Raw genomic sequence first — 16,923 nt, forward strand, 5'->3', positions numbered from 1 at the left:
CGTGGCAGTCCCAACCGAAACCGCGGGGAACCTTCTTGCCCTTCATGGTCCAGTAACGCGGAACGATATCCTTGATGGTACCGGCAAGCAAGTGACCGTAGTGCGGAAGGCCCGTTGCAAACGGAGGGCCATCGTAGAAAGTGTACGGTTCAGTTTCCGGACGGGAATCCAGCGACTTCTTGAACGATTCATCCTTATCCCACAGGGCGAGCACGCGCTCTTCGATCTGCGGGAAGGTTTCTTCTTTCTTTACTTCACGAAACATGATTGAACCTCGGAAGGGTTTTGCTAGACGAAAGACGAGCGGTTCGACAGGCTCACCGACCATGTAAGATCCCTGAGCTTGCCGAAGGGATTGCACAATCCATCGCCAACGCAACCTAACGTTAAATTTTCGGGCGTAAAGATAGAAACTTTTGCGTAAGGCGAGTGAAGCGGGACTGTTTACAGGCCCATTTCCGAGCCTAGCAAAAGACACTCAAAGAGCGTCAAAGGCGAGAGCAGCGGCAAAAGTGTGCAAGGTGAGAAAGCGCAAAAACTTGTTTTTGCATTTTCGAACCGCAGCCACTTACGTCATAGACGTCAAACAACTAGTTGTTTTGACATTGCCGAGCCGAACTAAATGCGCTCCGTAGGAGCGCCAAGTAGAAAATTCCCCCACCATTATCAAATCAATACAAGAAAATCCAGCCAACCTGGAACTTGGTGCGCTTGTCATTTAGCGGAAGCCCTTCCGGTGCATATTCCAAATACAAACCCCAGGGATGTTTCTTTTCTCAAAAAGCGCTGATGCCAAACGTCAACACATTCGTACGGTGCGCATACCCCGGGTAGTTTTCCCTGCCCTTATCACTTGTCCAATCCGAAAACATCTCGTTTTTAGCATTCGATCCGCCGCTATTGAAAGCGACCCGTTCGTAATTGACGTAAGCTCCCAAAGAAAACACTTCACCGAGATCAAACATTGCACCGCCGCCAACGTTGTACAAAATAAAGCCGTCAAAACGCCCCTTCGGATTATTCACTTTAGGCTCATAATTTTCTTTTTGTTCATTGGAATAATATCCACCCACAAAAGAGACTCCCGCCCCTAAATATGCAGGGCCAATCCATTGCACAACACTCGGACGCACCCCAATATCCATCGGAATGGAAATCGGGACAGACAAGAACAATCCCCCTTTTTGCCCAGCCAACGAGTAATCAAATGACAAAAGTTCAACTTTCGCATTGACAGCAAGCCCTATCATAGATTTCGAATGATGCGGCGACGAAACTTCCCTACTTTCATCACCAGCATAGACTCCCCCCGCTTCCACATAATGGTATTTTTTCTGATTCGTCGAATACTTGAGGACAGCGGCTTCTCCCAGCAAGTTTCCAGACGATGTCGCAGCGCATCCCGAGAACATCAAAGACGACAAACACAAAAACATAAATTCCGCACAAATTCTTTTTATACTAGACAAATTCATTTATTTCTCCTTCCGCAAAAAGGCGGTTTTTATACAAAAAACAAAATAAAAATTCATCGTCCACATATTCCAAGTTGGAATATGTAAAAAAGGCCGCTTTTAAAAATTTCTGTTCCAATGTAATAAAATTATATATAATAGACATATAGGGAGCAATGGTCTCAAGCCTCCAACTATGCTGGAAAGTAAGAAAACCGTTAGTCCTTTTTGGACTATCGAGGTTGATTGTAAACCTTGAATTTACAATTTCTTGATAGCTATATTAGCGGCTAATCCATTTGACAAAATCAAAAAACAGAGGTACGAAAATGGCAGTAGAAGACAATTACAAAGTTGGACATGTCATCATGATAACCCTTTCCGCCGCCATCGGAGGGTTCCTATTCGGTTTTGACTCGTCCGTGATTAACGGCGCAAACGTTGCGCTTAAGGGCTACTTCAACTGCAACGACATGCAGCTTGGCCTTGCGGTTTCTCTCGCATTGATCGGCGCTGCCATCGGTGCATATTTCGCCGGCCGTCTGGCAGATAAGTTTGGACGTGTACGTTGCATGCTCGCAGCGTCCGTCCTTTTCTTTATCAGCGCCATCGGTTCCGGCCTCCCGTTCACCATCTACGACTTCATCGCCTGGCGTGTGATTGGCGGTGTGGGTATCGGTGTAGCATCTATCATCGCCCCGATTTACATTGCCGAAACCTCCCCAGCGCATTTGCGTGGGCGTCTAGGTTCCATGCAGCAGTTCGCCATCGTTATCGGTATCTTTGTTGCCCTCCTTTCCAACTACATCATTGTCCGCATTTCGGGTTCCGCAAGTAACACGATCATGGGCATCCATTCCTGGAAGGTGATGTTCTGGGTCGAAGCCATCCCGGCATTCCTTTACGGTGTCGCCGCCTGGCAGCTCCCGGAATCCCCGCGTTTCCTTGTGAGCAAGGGCCGCATCGAAGAAGCTCAGAAAGTGCTTTCGATGATCGCATCTGTGGGCATTGCAGAAAAGACGCAAGAAATCCAAGATTCCTTCAAGAACAACAAGCCGGCAAAGCTTTCGGACCTCCTCGAAACAGTCGCAGGCAAGAAGCGCATCGCTCCGATTGTCTGGGCGGGTCTCGGACTTGCCATCCTCCAGCAGCTTGTGGGTATCAACGTTATCTTCTACTACGGTTCCATGCTTTGGCAGAGTGTCGGTTTCGGTGAAAGCGATGCATTCCTCACGAGCGTGATTTCTAGCGCCATCAACTTGACCATGACAATTGCTGCAATCCTCCTTATCGATAAGATTGGTCGTAAGCCGCTTTTGCTCATCGGTTCTGCCGGTATGACCGTAACGCTTGGCATTCTCGCCTGCTGCTTCCTCTTCGGTTCCGACGCTAGCGGTAACCTCGTCGGTTCTAGCGGCGTCTTCGCCCTCCTCGCCGCAAACTTCTACGTGGCATTCTTTGCCGCCACGTGGGGCCCGGTGATGTGGGTGATGCTCGGCGAAATGTTCAACAACCGCATCCGTGCCGTGGCTATCGCAATATGTGGCCTCGCCCAGTGGGGTGCAAACTTCCTGGTCAGCTGGTCTTTCCCGGTTCTCGTCGGCAAGGACGGCATCGGCATCGGCCCGACCTACTTGATTTACACGACCTTTGCGGCAATAAGCTTTGTGTTCGTCGCCAAGCTGGTGAACGAAACCAAGGGCAAGAAGCTCGAAGCGATGTAATCCTAAACCCGCTGAACACTCTTAAAAGCAAAGTCTCGGAGCTCCCCTCCGAGACTTTTTGTTAAATCATTCCGAATGGGACGATACAAGAGCCTATATCTTGTATTTTTTTAGCATTATAAGATTATTTTTATAATACTATGGTGTAGTATTATGAAAAAAAAGACGTCAAACAAGTCCACAGCGATAGCACTGGCATGCGGTATCGCATTTGGACTCGCAGGATTCTGCATGGCAGCCCCATTCAGGACCGTTCCCTGGAACGGCCATGTCGGGGCCGTCAGTTTCACATTTGACGACGCTTACGAAACACAGTTTTTGAACTTGAAGCCTTTGCTCGACGCAATGCCCGACGTTCATGTCACCTTCTTCTTGACAGGATTCCAAGACCGCCTGACCAAAAACGCAGAAGGTTTTGCTGCGCTCGCAAACTCCGGAAATGAAATAGGCAACCACACATTGTCACACTGGCGCCTACCGGAAGAAACGGATGACGAACTTGAAGTCGAAATTACCGATTTTGCAGATACCATCGAAGCTGCGCTCGCTAAATATGGCGCCGACGTCAACATCGTCTCTTTCGCAACTCCCGGCTGCGAGAACGGCGAAAACATCAAGAAGGTCATCCAAAAGCGCCACATGATCAACCGCGACTGCGGTTTTGACGGTCGTAACAAATGGGATGTCGAACCGGACTGGATGAGCCTTAAGGCAAAAATCTGGTCACGCACAGATGTCACGGTAAACGAGATGCTGAACGCCTTGGACACAGCTGCCTTTATCGGGACATTCAACAACACAAATCCATTAGAGCCGCAGATTACCGAAGGAACATGGCTTGTCGTCTTACAGCACGACGTTTCGGAAAGGACAATCGACTACCTCTCCATCAATCCGGACGATATAAAGCGTCTTTTTGAACGCGCCGTGAAGAACAAGCTGTGGATAGCGCCACTCGGAACAGTAGCCGCCTACCAGCGGGCGCATTTCATCATCGAGAACGCCACCATGGACAAAATTGACAACGGCTATTCCGTAAAATGGAAAATTCCGCACGAGAGAATGCCCAAAAGCGTTCCCCTCCGCATTCAAATCGATACGACCCGCGTGAGCAGCAAAACGACTCTTGAACAAGACGGCAAAAAGCTGACCCCCGAAAGCGACGGCAGCTACATTATTGAATTCATGTCCCAAAGCCTAATCATGCGGAATACGGGAAACATCCCGCTCCCCAAGGCAAAGCCAAAGAAAGCGATAGCGTCTTATTCAAAATTCACGCTATATGACTTGCGCGGTAAAAAGCTCGGAGCGACAAACGGATTTTCTGTTCCCAAGGACTATCCCAAGGGTATTTACATCATTCGCGCTGAAGCGGAAAAATTGCCAGCTATAACAAAGAAAGTAGCAAAATAAATTTCAGCAAATACAAAAGAAGCCGAGGCATTCGCCCCGGCTTCTGAAATCTTAGGAATTCTTAAGAGAATTACTTCACGTTGACACGGTTCAGTTCAGAACCAATGCGAACGATGTAAGATCCAGCAGTCGGAACCTTGACAGTCAGGTTGCTGCTGAAAGCCATGCCAGCGGCAACGAGCTTGCCCTGCATGTTGTAGACACCGTACGGATTGCCAACCTGAGCACCGTTGATTTCAATCTGCAGGCCGTTAGCACGGACGCTGAAGTGCGGCATCATGGCAACCTTGTAGAGGCTAATCGGATTGTCCTTGATTTCGAGGCCAGTGAGCTTGACCGGGTCAACCGGCTGCTTGGATGCATCGAGGAATTCGACGGACTTGATGGAAAGTTCACCGAGACCGCCCTTGGCATCCTTGACTTCCCACTTGAGACCCTTGATGCAAGTAAGGATTTCAGCGCCTTCCGGTGCATTGTTCTTGCTAACCCAGTCAAGAATATTGATTTCCTTACCAGCGCCAAGGCCATTGAAACCGTATTCATACGGAGTCATGTCATAGGTCACAGCCTTGAATTCTTCAGAGTTGTCAACATAGATACCCGGTTCAGAACCTGCACCAGCGTTTTCAACCTTCTTTTCTTCGTTTTCGTCGGTGATGGTATTGAGGATAGCCATACGAATCGGGCCAGAGGTCTTTGCAGTCACGCGGATGTACTGAATACCAAGTTCCTTGAAGTTCACACCGCAGGACTTGGTAGCCTTGCAATCGTCCTTCTTGAAGGAAACTGCGATACCGGCAGACGGATACTTGAGGAGACCAGCCTTAGCAGCAGCTTCGGTCCATTCCGGTTCCGGTCCGATTTCCATAGAAGCACGGGCAATGACAGAACCGTCATCCAATCTGTAGAGCGGAGATGCGCCAGAATCCGGGACCATATTGGTGCCGATACCGAGCTTGTCGTGGTATGCACCCCAGTTCCAAAGACCAGAAACACCAACAGTCGTATCGCCAAATGCCAAGTGTTCACCATCGCCTTCCTTGATGGACGGAGCCTTGGACGGATCCGGAGTGAACTTTTCAAAGCCGGTCATGTTATAGAAGTTCGGCATGTTACCCGTCACGAGGAGGAGGTAGAGCATGTTCAAAGTAGCCGGATAGTACTTTTCACCAGCGACAGAACCTTCACCGCAACCCTGGGCGGTAGTGCAGCTTTCCTTTTCCTTAAGGACCTTGTAAACCGTACCGAGATAGGTTTCAGCTTCCTTGCTATCGATAGAAGATGTTGCAAGGCCGAGACCGCCGGAGAACGTAGAAGAAACAAAGTTACGTTCGTCGCTCTTGTCAGCCATGAAGATGCCACCAGTGTACTTATAACCAGAATTTACGCCACTAGCCGTGCGGGTTTCCGGAATGAGCCAGTCCACAATCTTCTTGTTGAAAGCCTGAGCCTTGGTATCACCGTACCAGTAATATGCCCATGCCATACGCCACGGCGTACGGGCTGCGTCATCGTAGAAACCAATGTCATTGGCAACGGCTGCATTCGTCAACACCGGCTTATGGGAACTCCAGTCGCACCAGTCCGGAACAAGACCAGTCTTGGAATCCTGGCAAGCGTTCAAGTCCGTATAAGCCTGAGAGATGACGCTAGACCAAGAACCACCGGCAACATCCTGGAAAAGCTGGAAATTGGCAGTCGTTGCATAGCTCGGGTTGAAAGCGTTGTTCCACTGGTTACCCGGCTTAATCTTGTTGCTTTCGATATCGTTAGAAGCAATCCAACTGATAAGGGACTTACCGGCAGTGAGGTAAGAAGCGTCATTCCACTGCTTGGAAGCCATCACGAGAGCGAGAGCGGCATCGAAGTCAGCGTCAGATGCGGTACCCGAGCCACCGTCGCAGCCAATACGCCAGTTCATACCGCCATTGGCACCAGCGCTGTTGCCAGTCCAAGTCTTATAAAGATTCTTGAAAACATCCTGATCGTCCATGTAGACGGAAATCAACATACCGTATGCAATAGCTTCGGAAACAGTAGAGCAAGTTCCTTCCGGAGCGAGCACCCAACCATTGGAAGCCTTGTACCAAGCTTGCTTCCACTTTGCATAGTGGGACTTGATCATGTCCGTATCGGCGTATTCAATAATCTTGCCGTGCGGATACTTCGTGTTCTGCGGAAACGGGAAACTTCCTGCAGCAGATGCTGTCACTGCAGTTGCGGCTGCGAGGCCCAGCATAACTTTTACCAAATTCTTCATATGAATTCCTTTTAAAAAAAGATTTCACCCATCCAACCTAAAAGATAGTTTGATAGCACGTCAAAAATCAACCCTTCTTTTGTAAAAGGATTGACATAATGCGTAAAATCACACGAAAAGTGTTCTTAAAATGTTCCTTTCCGTCACGCTACGTTAACATTTTTTTGCATAACGGAACTTATTGTTTCGAGAACCTTTGATACTATGAACGGCTTTGTAAGATGCTCATCCATTCCCGCCGCTAGGGATTTTTGCCGATCTTCTTCAAAAGCATTTGCGGAGATGGCGATAATCGGAATATGCACACCGGGATAAAGCTTGCGAATAGCACGAGTCGCCTCGTAGCCGCCCATCACCGGCATCTGCACATCCATCAGGATGCAGTCGTAATAATCCGGGGCATGTTCACGTACTTTAGTCACCGCCTCAAGTCCGTTTTCTGCAACCTCCACAATCATCTGGTTGTCATGCAAAAGGTCTTGCGCAATTTCCCGGTTGAACGCGTTGTCTTCAACAAGAAGCACGCGCTTTTCCTTCAGGGCAGCGCAATCCGTTTCACATTTTCCCGCAGGAACCAGGTCCACATCGCTTTCTGTCGCAATTTTGAACTGCGTACGCACATGGACCGTCGTTCCAAGCCCAATTTCACTCTGGATATCGATTTCGGCCCCCATCATATCGGCAAGCCGTTTCACTATCGTCATGCCAAGACCAGTCCCCATCACGCCACTTTGCGTAGACGATTGCTCACGGGAAAATTCGTCATAAATATGCTCAAGAAATTCCTTCGACATCCCAAGTCCGTTATCGCTGATTTCAAAGTCAAATACAGTATAGCCATCGACTTGACACGGACGTTCTTCAAAGGAGAATACCACACGGCCACCATACGGCGTAAACTTCTGGGCATTAGAAATAATGTTGTACATAATCTGACGAAGGCCGCTAGCATACGCCATGACAAACTTGTTCCTTATCGATGGAAATTCCCAAATAAACGAAATATTCTTTTGGCGCATCATGGGTTCGCACGACTCGCAAAGTTCCTTCATGCAGGAAGGAATATTCACCATACGCTCGCTAAGGACCATCTGTCCGGACTCAATTTTTGCCATATCCAGAACTTCCTCGACAAGCTGGAGCAAGTAGCCTCCCGATATGCGGATTTTGCGAAGCGCATCCAAAATATCCGCACGGTTATCGACGTGACGTTCGGCGCGTTCCGTATAACCGATAATCGCATTCATCGGCGTTCTAATATCGTGGCTCATATTGAGCAAAAACTTCGACTTCGCTTCTTTCGCTTCGACGGCAAATGCGTTTGCCTCTCGCAGCCTCATGTCCAGTTCATTTTGACGGTTCTTCAGTTTACGCCTAAACGCAATCCAGACAAGAGAGCCGACCAGCGCCATCCCGAGAACGCCAAAAATTACGCCAAACGCGGTTGCGACTTTAGACTGTTCATGAATTGCGACCCCAGCAAAATCCGGCATACGGAACCCAGCATACTTAGTAATCTTTGACCGAACAACATTGGGCGAAACAGCCAGCACGCCCTTCGTCAAGATAGACGCAAGTTCACGCGGGAACGAACGCGGCACGGCAATGCACATTCCGTATAGCAAGCTATCATAACCGGCAAGCACCTGTTCATGCAAATATGGCGGAGTAAACACCCACGAATCGTCGCCGCCCTCCAAGCCATAAGAGCCATCAAGAACGACAATCGGCTTTTTCTCGTCATAAGTCATGACAAACTCATACTTTAGGCCGTTATGGAGCGCAATTTCGGCAAAGATATCGAGCAAAATACCTCTCGGGACACCCCTATCGATATAGGCAAACGGGAACTTCGCATTGCGAACCGTCACCTTGAGCATCTTGTCCTTGCTGCGAAAATCCTGCAAGAACGCCACCTCGCGGTCTCGAAACACGGACACGTCCAGCACGTCGTCGCCAAAATATTTTCGGTACAGCTGATTTTTCCAGGCGGGCTCCGTCAGGTCCATTTCGCGGATAGCGTAGTCAATTTCCTTCAGCAGTGCGGTATCGTTCTTTCGCAGGATGATGTAATCAGGATACAGCCCCACCGGACGCGAAAACGCAAACCGCTCTTCTAGTTCATCGGTCCGACTTACAGGTGAAACCATATCAATTTCACCTTTTTCAAGCATCACCAACATGTCGTTCCAAGTCTTGTTGAACCCGACGAACTCAAAATTCAGGTTGGCATAGCGGGAAAGCTGACGGTACATTTCGTAGTCATAGCCGCTCTTTTCACCATTTAACGAAATTTCGTGATAGCCGGAATAGGCAAAAAATCCCACTTTAACATTCTGTGGACCTGCGTAGGCAACCCCTCCTAGCAAGAGAAAAAACAGGAATATCATGTTTCTTGCACACATAAGCCAACATCCTGCTAAATATACTTACATTTATATTACAGAATATATACAATTTTTATATTTACAGCAATATTGAACATTTAAGCACAGCATTTTTATTGTGACAATGAACACAAAATGGTTAAAATTACATTTTTCTTACGTTTGACTTTTGAAATTATATACATTTATTATGTATCTATCGGGGTATCAAAGGAATGCGCTTATGGATGAAAGACGTCCGCTAATATTGATTGTTGATGATGTGGCTGTCAATCGCGCCCTGTTGTCCGACATACTCAGCGACAAATACAACATCATCGAAGCGGAAAACGGCAACGAAGCATTGCTTTTACTTAGAGAAAAGACCTCCGAAATATCTCTAGTGCTCTTGGACATGGTCATGCCCGAAAAAGACGGGATGGAAGTCCTTGCCATAATGAACAAAAACGGCTGGATTAACGAAATCCCGGTCATCATGATTTCGGCGGAAACGGCGCACGCGCTTGTCGAAGGCGCCTACATGTTTGGAGTCACGGACTTTATCGGGCGACCTTTCGACGAGATGGTCCTCAAGAACCGCGTCAACAACACCATCCGCCTTTACAACAAGCAGAAAAGCCTTTCGGATCTCGTCCTAAACCAGATTTACGAGAAGACGCGCAACAACAGCATGATGGTGACCATGCTAAGCCACATTGTGGAATTCCGCAATGGCGAAAGCGGCATGCACGTGCTGCACATCAACACCATCACGGAAATGCTCCTACGCGAACTTTTACACCGCAGCACAAAGTACAATATCAACAAAAACGACATCGGCATCATCTGCACAGCATCGTCCATGCACGACATCGGCAAAATCACGATTCCCGACGAGATTTTGAACAAACCAGGAAAGCTCACGACCGAAGAGTTCAACATCATGAAAAATCACACGGTCAACAGCGCCCGGATGCTGAACGCCGTCCCTTTCGGTAAAGACGAACTGCTGATGAAGTACGCCTACGAGATTTGCCGTTGGCACCATGAACGTTGGGATGGACGCGGATACCCCGACGGTCTCAAAGGCGACGAAATCCCCATATCCGCCCAGATAGTCTCTATCGCAGACGTTTACGACGCCCTCACGAGCGAGCGCTGCTACAAGCATGCGTTCACCCACGAAAAAGCGCTCGAGATGATCCACAACAACGAATGCGGCGTATTCAACCCGCTTTTGATTGAATGTCTGGATGCCATTGCAGACAAGCTTGTCATTTCGCTACAAACATTCGACTGGAGCAAGCAAGCCGACAAGGACTTTTTTTACATCGCCGACGCCATGATGACCGACCAGAAGCACCCCATTTACAACCAGGCCTTCAGGCAGTTTATTGACGAACGCAAAAAAAGCCATTTCTACGAATCCATGCTGGATGGAATTTTATTCGAGTACACAACCAACCCAACCGTGATGAAGCTTTCAGCGAAAGCGGCTGCAAAACTAGGATTGCCAAGGACAATCGTTGACGATTACAAGCCAGGAGAAGACGCCACCAGCGCCACCGAGAACCTGGAAAGAATCAAGAAGATACTGCGTCGTCAAACGACTCCAAAAGACAAACCTACGATTTCGAAGCAAGTATTCAACATCGACGGCAAGAAAACCCCCTGCAACGTCAAGGTACTCCCCATCTGGACGAAGGGCTCGAACGAAGAGCCTGTACTCACCTCCGTTTACGGGCACATTGACGTAACACATTAAACAAGGATATTTTATGACGCTCTCTGAATTTTATAGCTCTATCGGTGAATCGCTCAACGAAGTTCTTGAAAGACTCCGTATGGAATCTCGCGTTGCAAAGTACTTGCGCCTCTTTTTGAACGACCCGAGTTTTAGCGAACTGAAGAACGCCTTTGCGGCAAATGACGCAAAGACTGCATTCCGTGCGGCACACACGCTTAAGGGTGTTGCGGCAAATCTCGGCTTGAACAAGCTCTCTGCATCGAGTAGTGAGCTCACCGAAGACCTGAGGCCAGAAGCATTCACAGCCAATTCTCAAGCGCTGCTGGAAAAAGTCGAAGTGGACTACGTTGCAGCAGTGGCAGGAATCAAGCAGTTGGAGCAGTGATTAGTGGTTAGTAAACAGTGGTTAGTAAACAGGGCGGCTTCGCCGCGATTATAAATCCTAATCACTAACCACCAACCACAAATCACTAAAATGATCCTCTCAACGTCTAAGAAACTTCTTCAACGCATCTTCGAGCTGGGCTATAACGATGGGCTTTGCCAAGTGACCATCCATACCCGCTTCTAGGGATTTACGGCGGTCTTCATCAAAAGCATTTGCAGAAAGAGCAATAATCGGGATGCGCTTGTCCGGGAACATCTTGCGGATAGCGCGTGTCGCATCAAAGCCATCCATCACCGGCATCTGGATATCCATCAAAACGCAATCGTAGTAGTCAGGGCCTTTTTCCTTTAAGCAATCCACGGCAATGGAGCCGTCGGCTGCAGATTCTACGATAATCCCTGCACTTTCAAGAATATCCTTCGATATTTCCAGATTCAGTTCGTTATCTTCAACAACAAGAACCTTGAAGCCCTCGAATGAAACTGATTCATGTTCGGAGTGAGCAAAACGCACCTGCTCCACAGACTCGGGATTTTCCTGAATGCGCATCGGGATGCGAATCGTAAACTTGGAGCCCTCCCCAACTTTACTTTCCACATCAATCGTCCCTTCCATCATATCGACTATGCGCTTCGAGATAGCAAGACCAAGCCCCGTTCCCTGTTGCTTACTGACCGTAGATGTCCTTTCACGGGAGAATTCATCAAAGAGGTGCTGCTGGTATTCTGCGCTCATGCCGATACCCGTATCCTGAATGACAAACTGGTACATTCCGTAGCCATCGCGATCCGAGGCAACCTGGCGTATATCGACCGTAACCGAGCCTCCGGAAGGCGTATATTTCACCGCATTCGAGACAACGTTAATCAGCACTTGGTTCAAGCGCAAGAAATCGACATACACATAGCGGTCCCGGATATCATGACGGTTAAATTCAAAGTGTACATTTTTCTTTTCGGCCAAGGACTTGAGCATCGGAACTAAATCATCGCCATTTTCGTCCAGATCAACCGGGTTTAAGTCCAGTTCCACCTTGCCGCTTTCAATGCGCGACATGTCCAGCACGTCGTTGATTAAGGACAAAAGATGCTCACTCGAAAGCTTTGACTTGTTGAGGCAATCAAGAGCTTTTACTTTATCGTCAATATTTTTGACTGCCATGTCGGTAAAGCCAATCATTGCATTGAGCGGTGTACGGATGTCGTGCGACATGTTGAATAGGAATGCGCTTTTGGCCTTGTTCGCAAGTTCCGCTTTTTCGAGACTCGCCATTTCGCGCTTTGTCTCGGCGTCAACGCTATGGAAACCGGCAATCACGTGATTTTTCGAGTTTTCATCCTTGACAAACTTAATCTGGTAGTAAACATCTTCGCCATGGACTTGCAGCCTGAAGTTGACAAAGTACACGTGTTCGTGCTCAACCATGTCAAGAACTTTGGCAGGCTCGGTCGCCGCACAGAACGATTCCCGGTCGCTCGGATGGACAACAGTATTGACAAGAACATCTAGGCGCTCGCCGAAGTTCTTTATCTCGGACCATCCCGGAACAAGCTCATCGAATACAGGGTCAAAACGGTAATGCGCTTCGGAAAGCGTCTCGTAATCTACATACACCACACAACCAAAGTCATCGGAAAGGCCAGAAATCACAGCCATGTCGCGGTTTGCAATCGCCTTGCGTTCGGCCTTAGCAGATTCCTCTTCATCGACGTTTTCAAGCGTCACGACGATGTGATTTTCGGAATCCGGAGTCTTTGCCGCCTTCAAACGGTAGTAAACTAGCCTTCCGTCAAAGGAAAAGCGGAAAGAAACCGAAACAGCGCGGTCCTTTTGCAAACCACGGAGCAATTTTTCCTTATTGACAAAATCCTTGACCGCCTCCCAGTCTTCGCGGTAGACCACCTTTTCCAAAACCCGTTCCAGGCCTTCGAAAAAATCCTTGCAGGTCTTGGAGTCAAGAGTATTCACCGCCCCCTGGGCGTTAAACTCAATGAACGAGTTGTCATTGGTATCAATGTAATAGATGCTGTCGAATCCATCACCAAGCGTATTTGCAATATCGGAATACTGGTCGAGTTCACGCAAATGCATTTTGAACTCAATCTGTTCCGTCACGTCGGTACAGCAACCTTCTAGGCGCACCCCCCGCTTATATTCGTTATTACGGCTCCCGTTGCTCCTCAAGAATATAATCCCGCGGGACTGGTGGTTCCAGGCGTACTCCTGTTCGGACATTTCGCCGCGGGTCATCCGTCCGATGGATTCGGCAAACGCCTCATAGTACGTAAGGTCAATATTATTGCACCATAAGTTGTAAAGGTCTTCGGGGAGAGTTTCTTCGGGAAATCCAAGAATTTGGAGAAAGGCCTTGTCGGCATACATTCTTGGAGGCCTGCCTTCGTCAAGCTCTATAGTCCACAAACCGACTCCTGCACTAGACAGGATCGCATGCGTCAAGTCTGACGATTCGAGACAATCCATGATTTATAAATCCTCCAACAAGAATATCCCTTCCAACGGGCGTCTCCAGTCGCCCTATGGTATAAAATACACTTATTTTCAGAACCCGTTTGGGAAAAACCGAATAAAGTCTCGGATTTCGGCTTATTTAGTTGGCAGATCTTAGAATTGCTTAAAGATAATAGAGAGTGTTCTAAGTTCTAGGTCCTAGCCTTAACCTTCTTGCGGCGCCAGATTTTAAATTCCATGTAAAGCGTGCTAACCGTATAGATAAAGAGGAGCAAAAGGATGGTGTTCTTCGGACGGTTCAGGTTGCAAATGCCCCACGCAAACGTGATGATAGGCAAATGGATCAAGTACGGGTAGAAAGACGCACGGCCAACACGACGCACAAGCGGGATGCAGAAGAATCTCGCCAAGAAGCCCTTGCCCGAAAGGAGGCACACCACAAACATACCGTAAATGAAAATCGGAAGGCTATGGTGGATAAAATAATTATACCCTGGATTTGCATCAGGACGCATAAGGAAGAGACTTCCGTAAAGTGCAAGGAGCAGCAGCGCTTGGGCCACGCCACTCACATAATCTTTCTTGAAAACGTCAAAGACGCCCTCGTTGTAAAGGCGGTAAAGCACCATGCCAAAGATATATTCAAAGACGCGTACCGGAGCAAACATGTGGAAAAAGCGGTACTTGGCATCGAAACCATCAAACCATAAATTGCCCGTTTTGCCATACACGATAGCCCAAAGGATGCCCGGAACGAACACGCAGCCAAAGAGAATCCAGAGCGTGCGACGATTCTGCCGGATAAGCCAACGGCTGAACCACGGCGTAATCGCATAGCAGAGGAAAAAGCTCGTCAAGGACCAAGACGGTTCATTCAACTTCATGCCGAGATCCGGGACTATCGACCACGTGAGCGAGAGATGCATGAGGAGGCTCCGCCACGGGTGGAACATCTTCGCAAGCCCCGCCGAGGCGCAATCGCCTATTTCAGAGAATGCGGGTAAATGCGTGTAGCCGCTCATCTTGAAAATGACGAGCACAAACATGAGGAGCGTCATGAAAAAGTGCAAACGGTAAAGCTTCGCAATGCGGCTGAACATGAACGGGATGACCGGGATACTGCGGTCCGGGTCGCTGTACTTGCTTGCGAAAAGGAAACCGGCCAGCACATAGAAAATCCCCGCGGCAAAGGCAGGCGCCGAAATGATGGGCATGACCCACTTGCAATCGGACATGTACATAAGGGCGTTGGAACTGCCTAGATGGAGCATGACAATGTTCAGGCTCGCAAGAAGACGGAGCCCGTCAATGGCGGGGAAATAATTTGCTGGTTTCGGCATTTCAAGGAAAATTTAGAAAAAACAGGGAGATTCCCGCTCGTCCCCGTCAAGCGAGGACAGGTAGGCGGGAATGACAAGAGTTTTGAAGCAAGCTTAGCAATTCAATATGGTGATTTTGCGCAAATGGAAGGGGTATTTTGATTTTTCAGGAGATAAAACGCTCTTTTTCGTTACATTTTTCTTAAATTAAATAAGTACAACCACTTAAGAAAGAGAAAATAAAAATCGGTGTTTCGACCATGAGCAACGAACGTGCAAAAATTTTGATTGTCGATGACGACGCCATGAACAGGGTTGTACTTTCGGACCTGCTCTCTGACGAATATGATATCATCGAAGCAAAAGACGGCAACGAGGCCATCGATATTCTCGAAAAGATGGCTCAAGAAATCACGCTCGTCTTGCTGGACATGATTATGCCTGGACGTGACGGGCTCGAGGTCCTCAAGGTCATGAACGACCAAGGATGGATCAAAGGGACTCCTGTCGTGATGATTTCGGCAGAGACCTCCTCCCCGCAAGTGGAAAAAGCGTTTTCGCTCGGCGTGACCGACTTTATTTACCGCCCGTTCGACCAGATGGTCGTGCAGACCCGCGTCCGCAATACCATCAACCTTTACTTAAAGCAAATGCAGCTTTCGGAACTTGTGACCGACAAGATTTACGAAAGAACGCGAAACAGCGACATGCTGATTTCCATCTTGAGCCACATTGTGGAATTCCGTAATGGAGAAAGTGGCATGCACGTGCTGCACATCAAGAAAATCACCGATATCCTTTTACGCGCCTTGCTCAAGCGCACCAAAGAATACAAGATCACCGAAGAAGAAATCAACACCATTGCAACAGCCTCTTCAATGCACGACATTGGGAAAATCACAATTCCTGACGAGATTTTAAACAAGCCCGGCAAGCTCACGAAAGAAGAATTCGAAATCATGAAGCAGCACTCCATTAACGGAGCCAACATGCTCGAAGCTATCCAGTTCTTCAAGAACGAGCCGCTGATGAAGTTCACTTATGACATCTGCCGCTGGCACCACGAACGTTTCGACGGTCGAGGTTACCCCGACGGCCTCAAAGGCGACGAAATCCCTATCAGTGCTCAAGTCGTTTCTGTTGCCGACGTCTATGACGCACTTACTAGCGAGCGCTGTTACAAGAAGGCGTTCAGCCACGAGAAGGCGCTTGAGATGATCCGCAACAACGAATGCGGCGTATTCAATCCCCTGCTTTTAGAATGTCTCGGAGATGTTGCCGACAGCCTGCCTCAAGAGCTGAAAGACCATCGCTCAAGCAAGCTTAGCGATACAGACTTTGCCAAAATTGCGCGTTCCTTTTTTGAAAGCACCGAAGAAAATTCGAACAACATCATCTACGAGCAGTATCTAACGGAACGTAAAAAAAGCCAGTTCTTCGCCTCGTTACAGAGAGGTGTTACGTTTGAATACACTTACGAGCCTTCGTTACTGAAGCTTGAAGCCAAGAACGCCAGGGCGTTAAGTTTTCCGAAGGTCATGTCCGAGCCCGAAAACAATAGCGATTTCTGGAATATCTTCGGGCGGGAAAACTGGGATGAATTTGTAAAATTGCTGCACGATCCACAGCTAAACAATGACTCGTTCACGTTTAATAGCGAAATGCGAGTGAAAGGCGAAAAATGCCCATGCAAGATCAGGGTCCAACAATGCTGGAACAGACGCAACCCCGAGAATCCGGAACTCATTTCCGTCTACGGGTGCGTGGAATTCTTTAGGTAACG

At 48.4% G+C, this 16,923-nt stretch carries 11 protein-coding genes; 5 read left to right on the top strand and 6 right to left on the bottom strand.

The features are described 5' to 3' along the window. On the bottom strand, positions 1–265 hold a 265-nt coding region (locus B3A20_RS01855), incomplete at its 3' end, for a class I tRNA ligase family protein (protein WP_290761223.1). Between the two features lie 511 nt (positions 266–776). Continuing rightward, positions 777–1,436: a hypothetical protein gene (locus tag B3A20_RS01860; protein ID WP_290761225.1), complete on the bottom strand. Its 660-nt coding sequence runs from the start codon at positions 1,434–1,436 to the stop codon at positions 777–779. Positions 1,437–1,783: 347 nt separating this feature from the next. On the opposite strand from B3A20_RS01860, the gene B3A20_RS01865 reads away from it, so the two are divergent. Then, positions 1,784–3,178, top strand: a complete 1,395-nt coding sequence (locus B3A20_RS01865; RefSeq protein ID WP_290761227.1) for a sugar porter family MFS transporter — start codon at positions 1,784–1,786, stop codon at positions 3,176–3,178. A 153-nt stretch (positions 3,179–3,331) separates the two neighbouring features. Next, entirely contained in the window at positions 3,332–4,591 is a 1,260-nt protein-coding gene (locus tag B3A20_RS01870; protein ID WP_290761230.1) for a polysaccharide deacetylase family protein, read from the top strand. Positions 4,592–4,661: 70 nt separating this feature from the next. Here B3A20_RS01870 and B3A20_RS01875 read toward each other — a convergent pair whose 3' ends face one another. Continuing rightward, a complete protein-coding gene (locus B3A20_RS01875; RefSeq protein WP_290761232.1) occupies positions 4,662–6,851 on the bottom strand; it encodes a glycosyl hydrolase family 8 in 2,190 nt (729 codons plus the stop codon). Between the two features lie 143 nt (positions 6,852–6,994). Continuing rightward, positions 6,995–9,241, bottom strand: a complete 2,247-nt coding sequence (locus tag B3A20_RS01880; protein WP_290761234.1) for a response regulator — start codon at positions 9,239–9,241, stop codon at positions 6,995–6,997. Between the two features lie 220 nt (positions 9,242–9,461). Here B3A20_RS01880 and B3A20_RS01885 point away from each other — a divergent pair, with 220 nt between their 5' ends. Together B3A20_RS01885 and B3A20_RS01890 are read left to right on the top strand one after the other, a co-directional pair. Further along, positions 9,462–10,982: an HD-GYP domain-containing protein gene (locus B3A20_RS01885; protein ID WP_290761236.1), complete on the top strand. Its 1,521-nt coding sequence runs from the start codon at positions 9,462–9,464 to the stop codon at positions 10,980–10,982. Positions 10,983–10,995: 13 nt separating this feature from the next. Continuing rightward, on the top strand, positions 10,996–11,349 hold the full coding sequence (locus tag B3A20_RS01890; protein ID WP_290761238.1) for an Hpt domain-containing protein: 354 nt from the start codon (positions 10,996–10,998) through the stop codon (positions 11,347–11,349). 99 nt (positions 11,350–11,448) lie between these two features. Here B3A20_RS01890 and B3A20_RS01895 read toward each other — a convergent pair whose 3' ends face one another. Beyond that, positions 11,449–13,833: a PAS domain-containing hybrid sensor histidine kinase/response regulator gene (locus B3A20_RS01895; protein ID WP_290761240.1), complete on the bottom strand. Its 2,385-nt coding sequence runs from the start codon at positions 13,831–13,833 to the stop codon at positions 11,449–11,451. A 179-nt stretch (positions 13,834–14,012) separates the two neighbouring features. Beyond that, complete coding sequence (locus B3A20_RS01900) at positions 14,013–15,161, bottom strand: acyltransferase family protein (protein WP_290761242.1); 1,149 nt, start codon at positions 15,159–15,161, stop codon at positions 14,013–14,015. A gap of 239 nt (positions 15,162–15,400) precedes the next feature. Between B3A20_RS01900 and B3A20_RS01905 the strand changes: the two genes are divergently transcribed. Next, positions 15,401–16,921 carry an HD domain-containing phosphohydrolase gene (locus B3A20_RS01905; RefSeq protein ID WP_290761244.1) on the top strand — a complete coding sequence of 507 codons (1,521 nt, stop codon included), beginning with the start codon at positions 15,401–15,403 and terminating at the stop codon, positions 16,919–16,921. Positions 16,922–16,923 lie beyond the last annotated feature (2 nt).

The sequence above is a fragment of the Fibrobacter sp. UBA4297 genome, assembly GCF_002394865.1.
In the GTDB taxonomy this organism is placed as follows: domain Bacteria; phylum Fibrobacterota; class Fibrobacteria; order Fibrobacterales; family Fibrobacteraceae; genus Fibrobacter.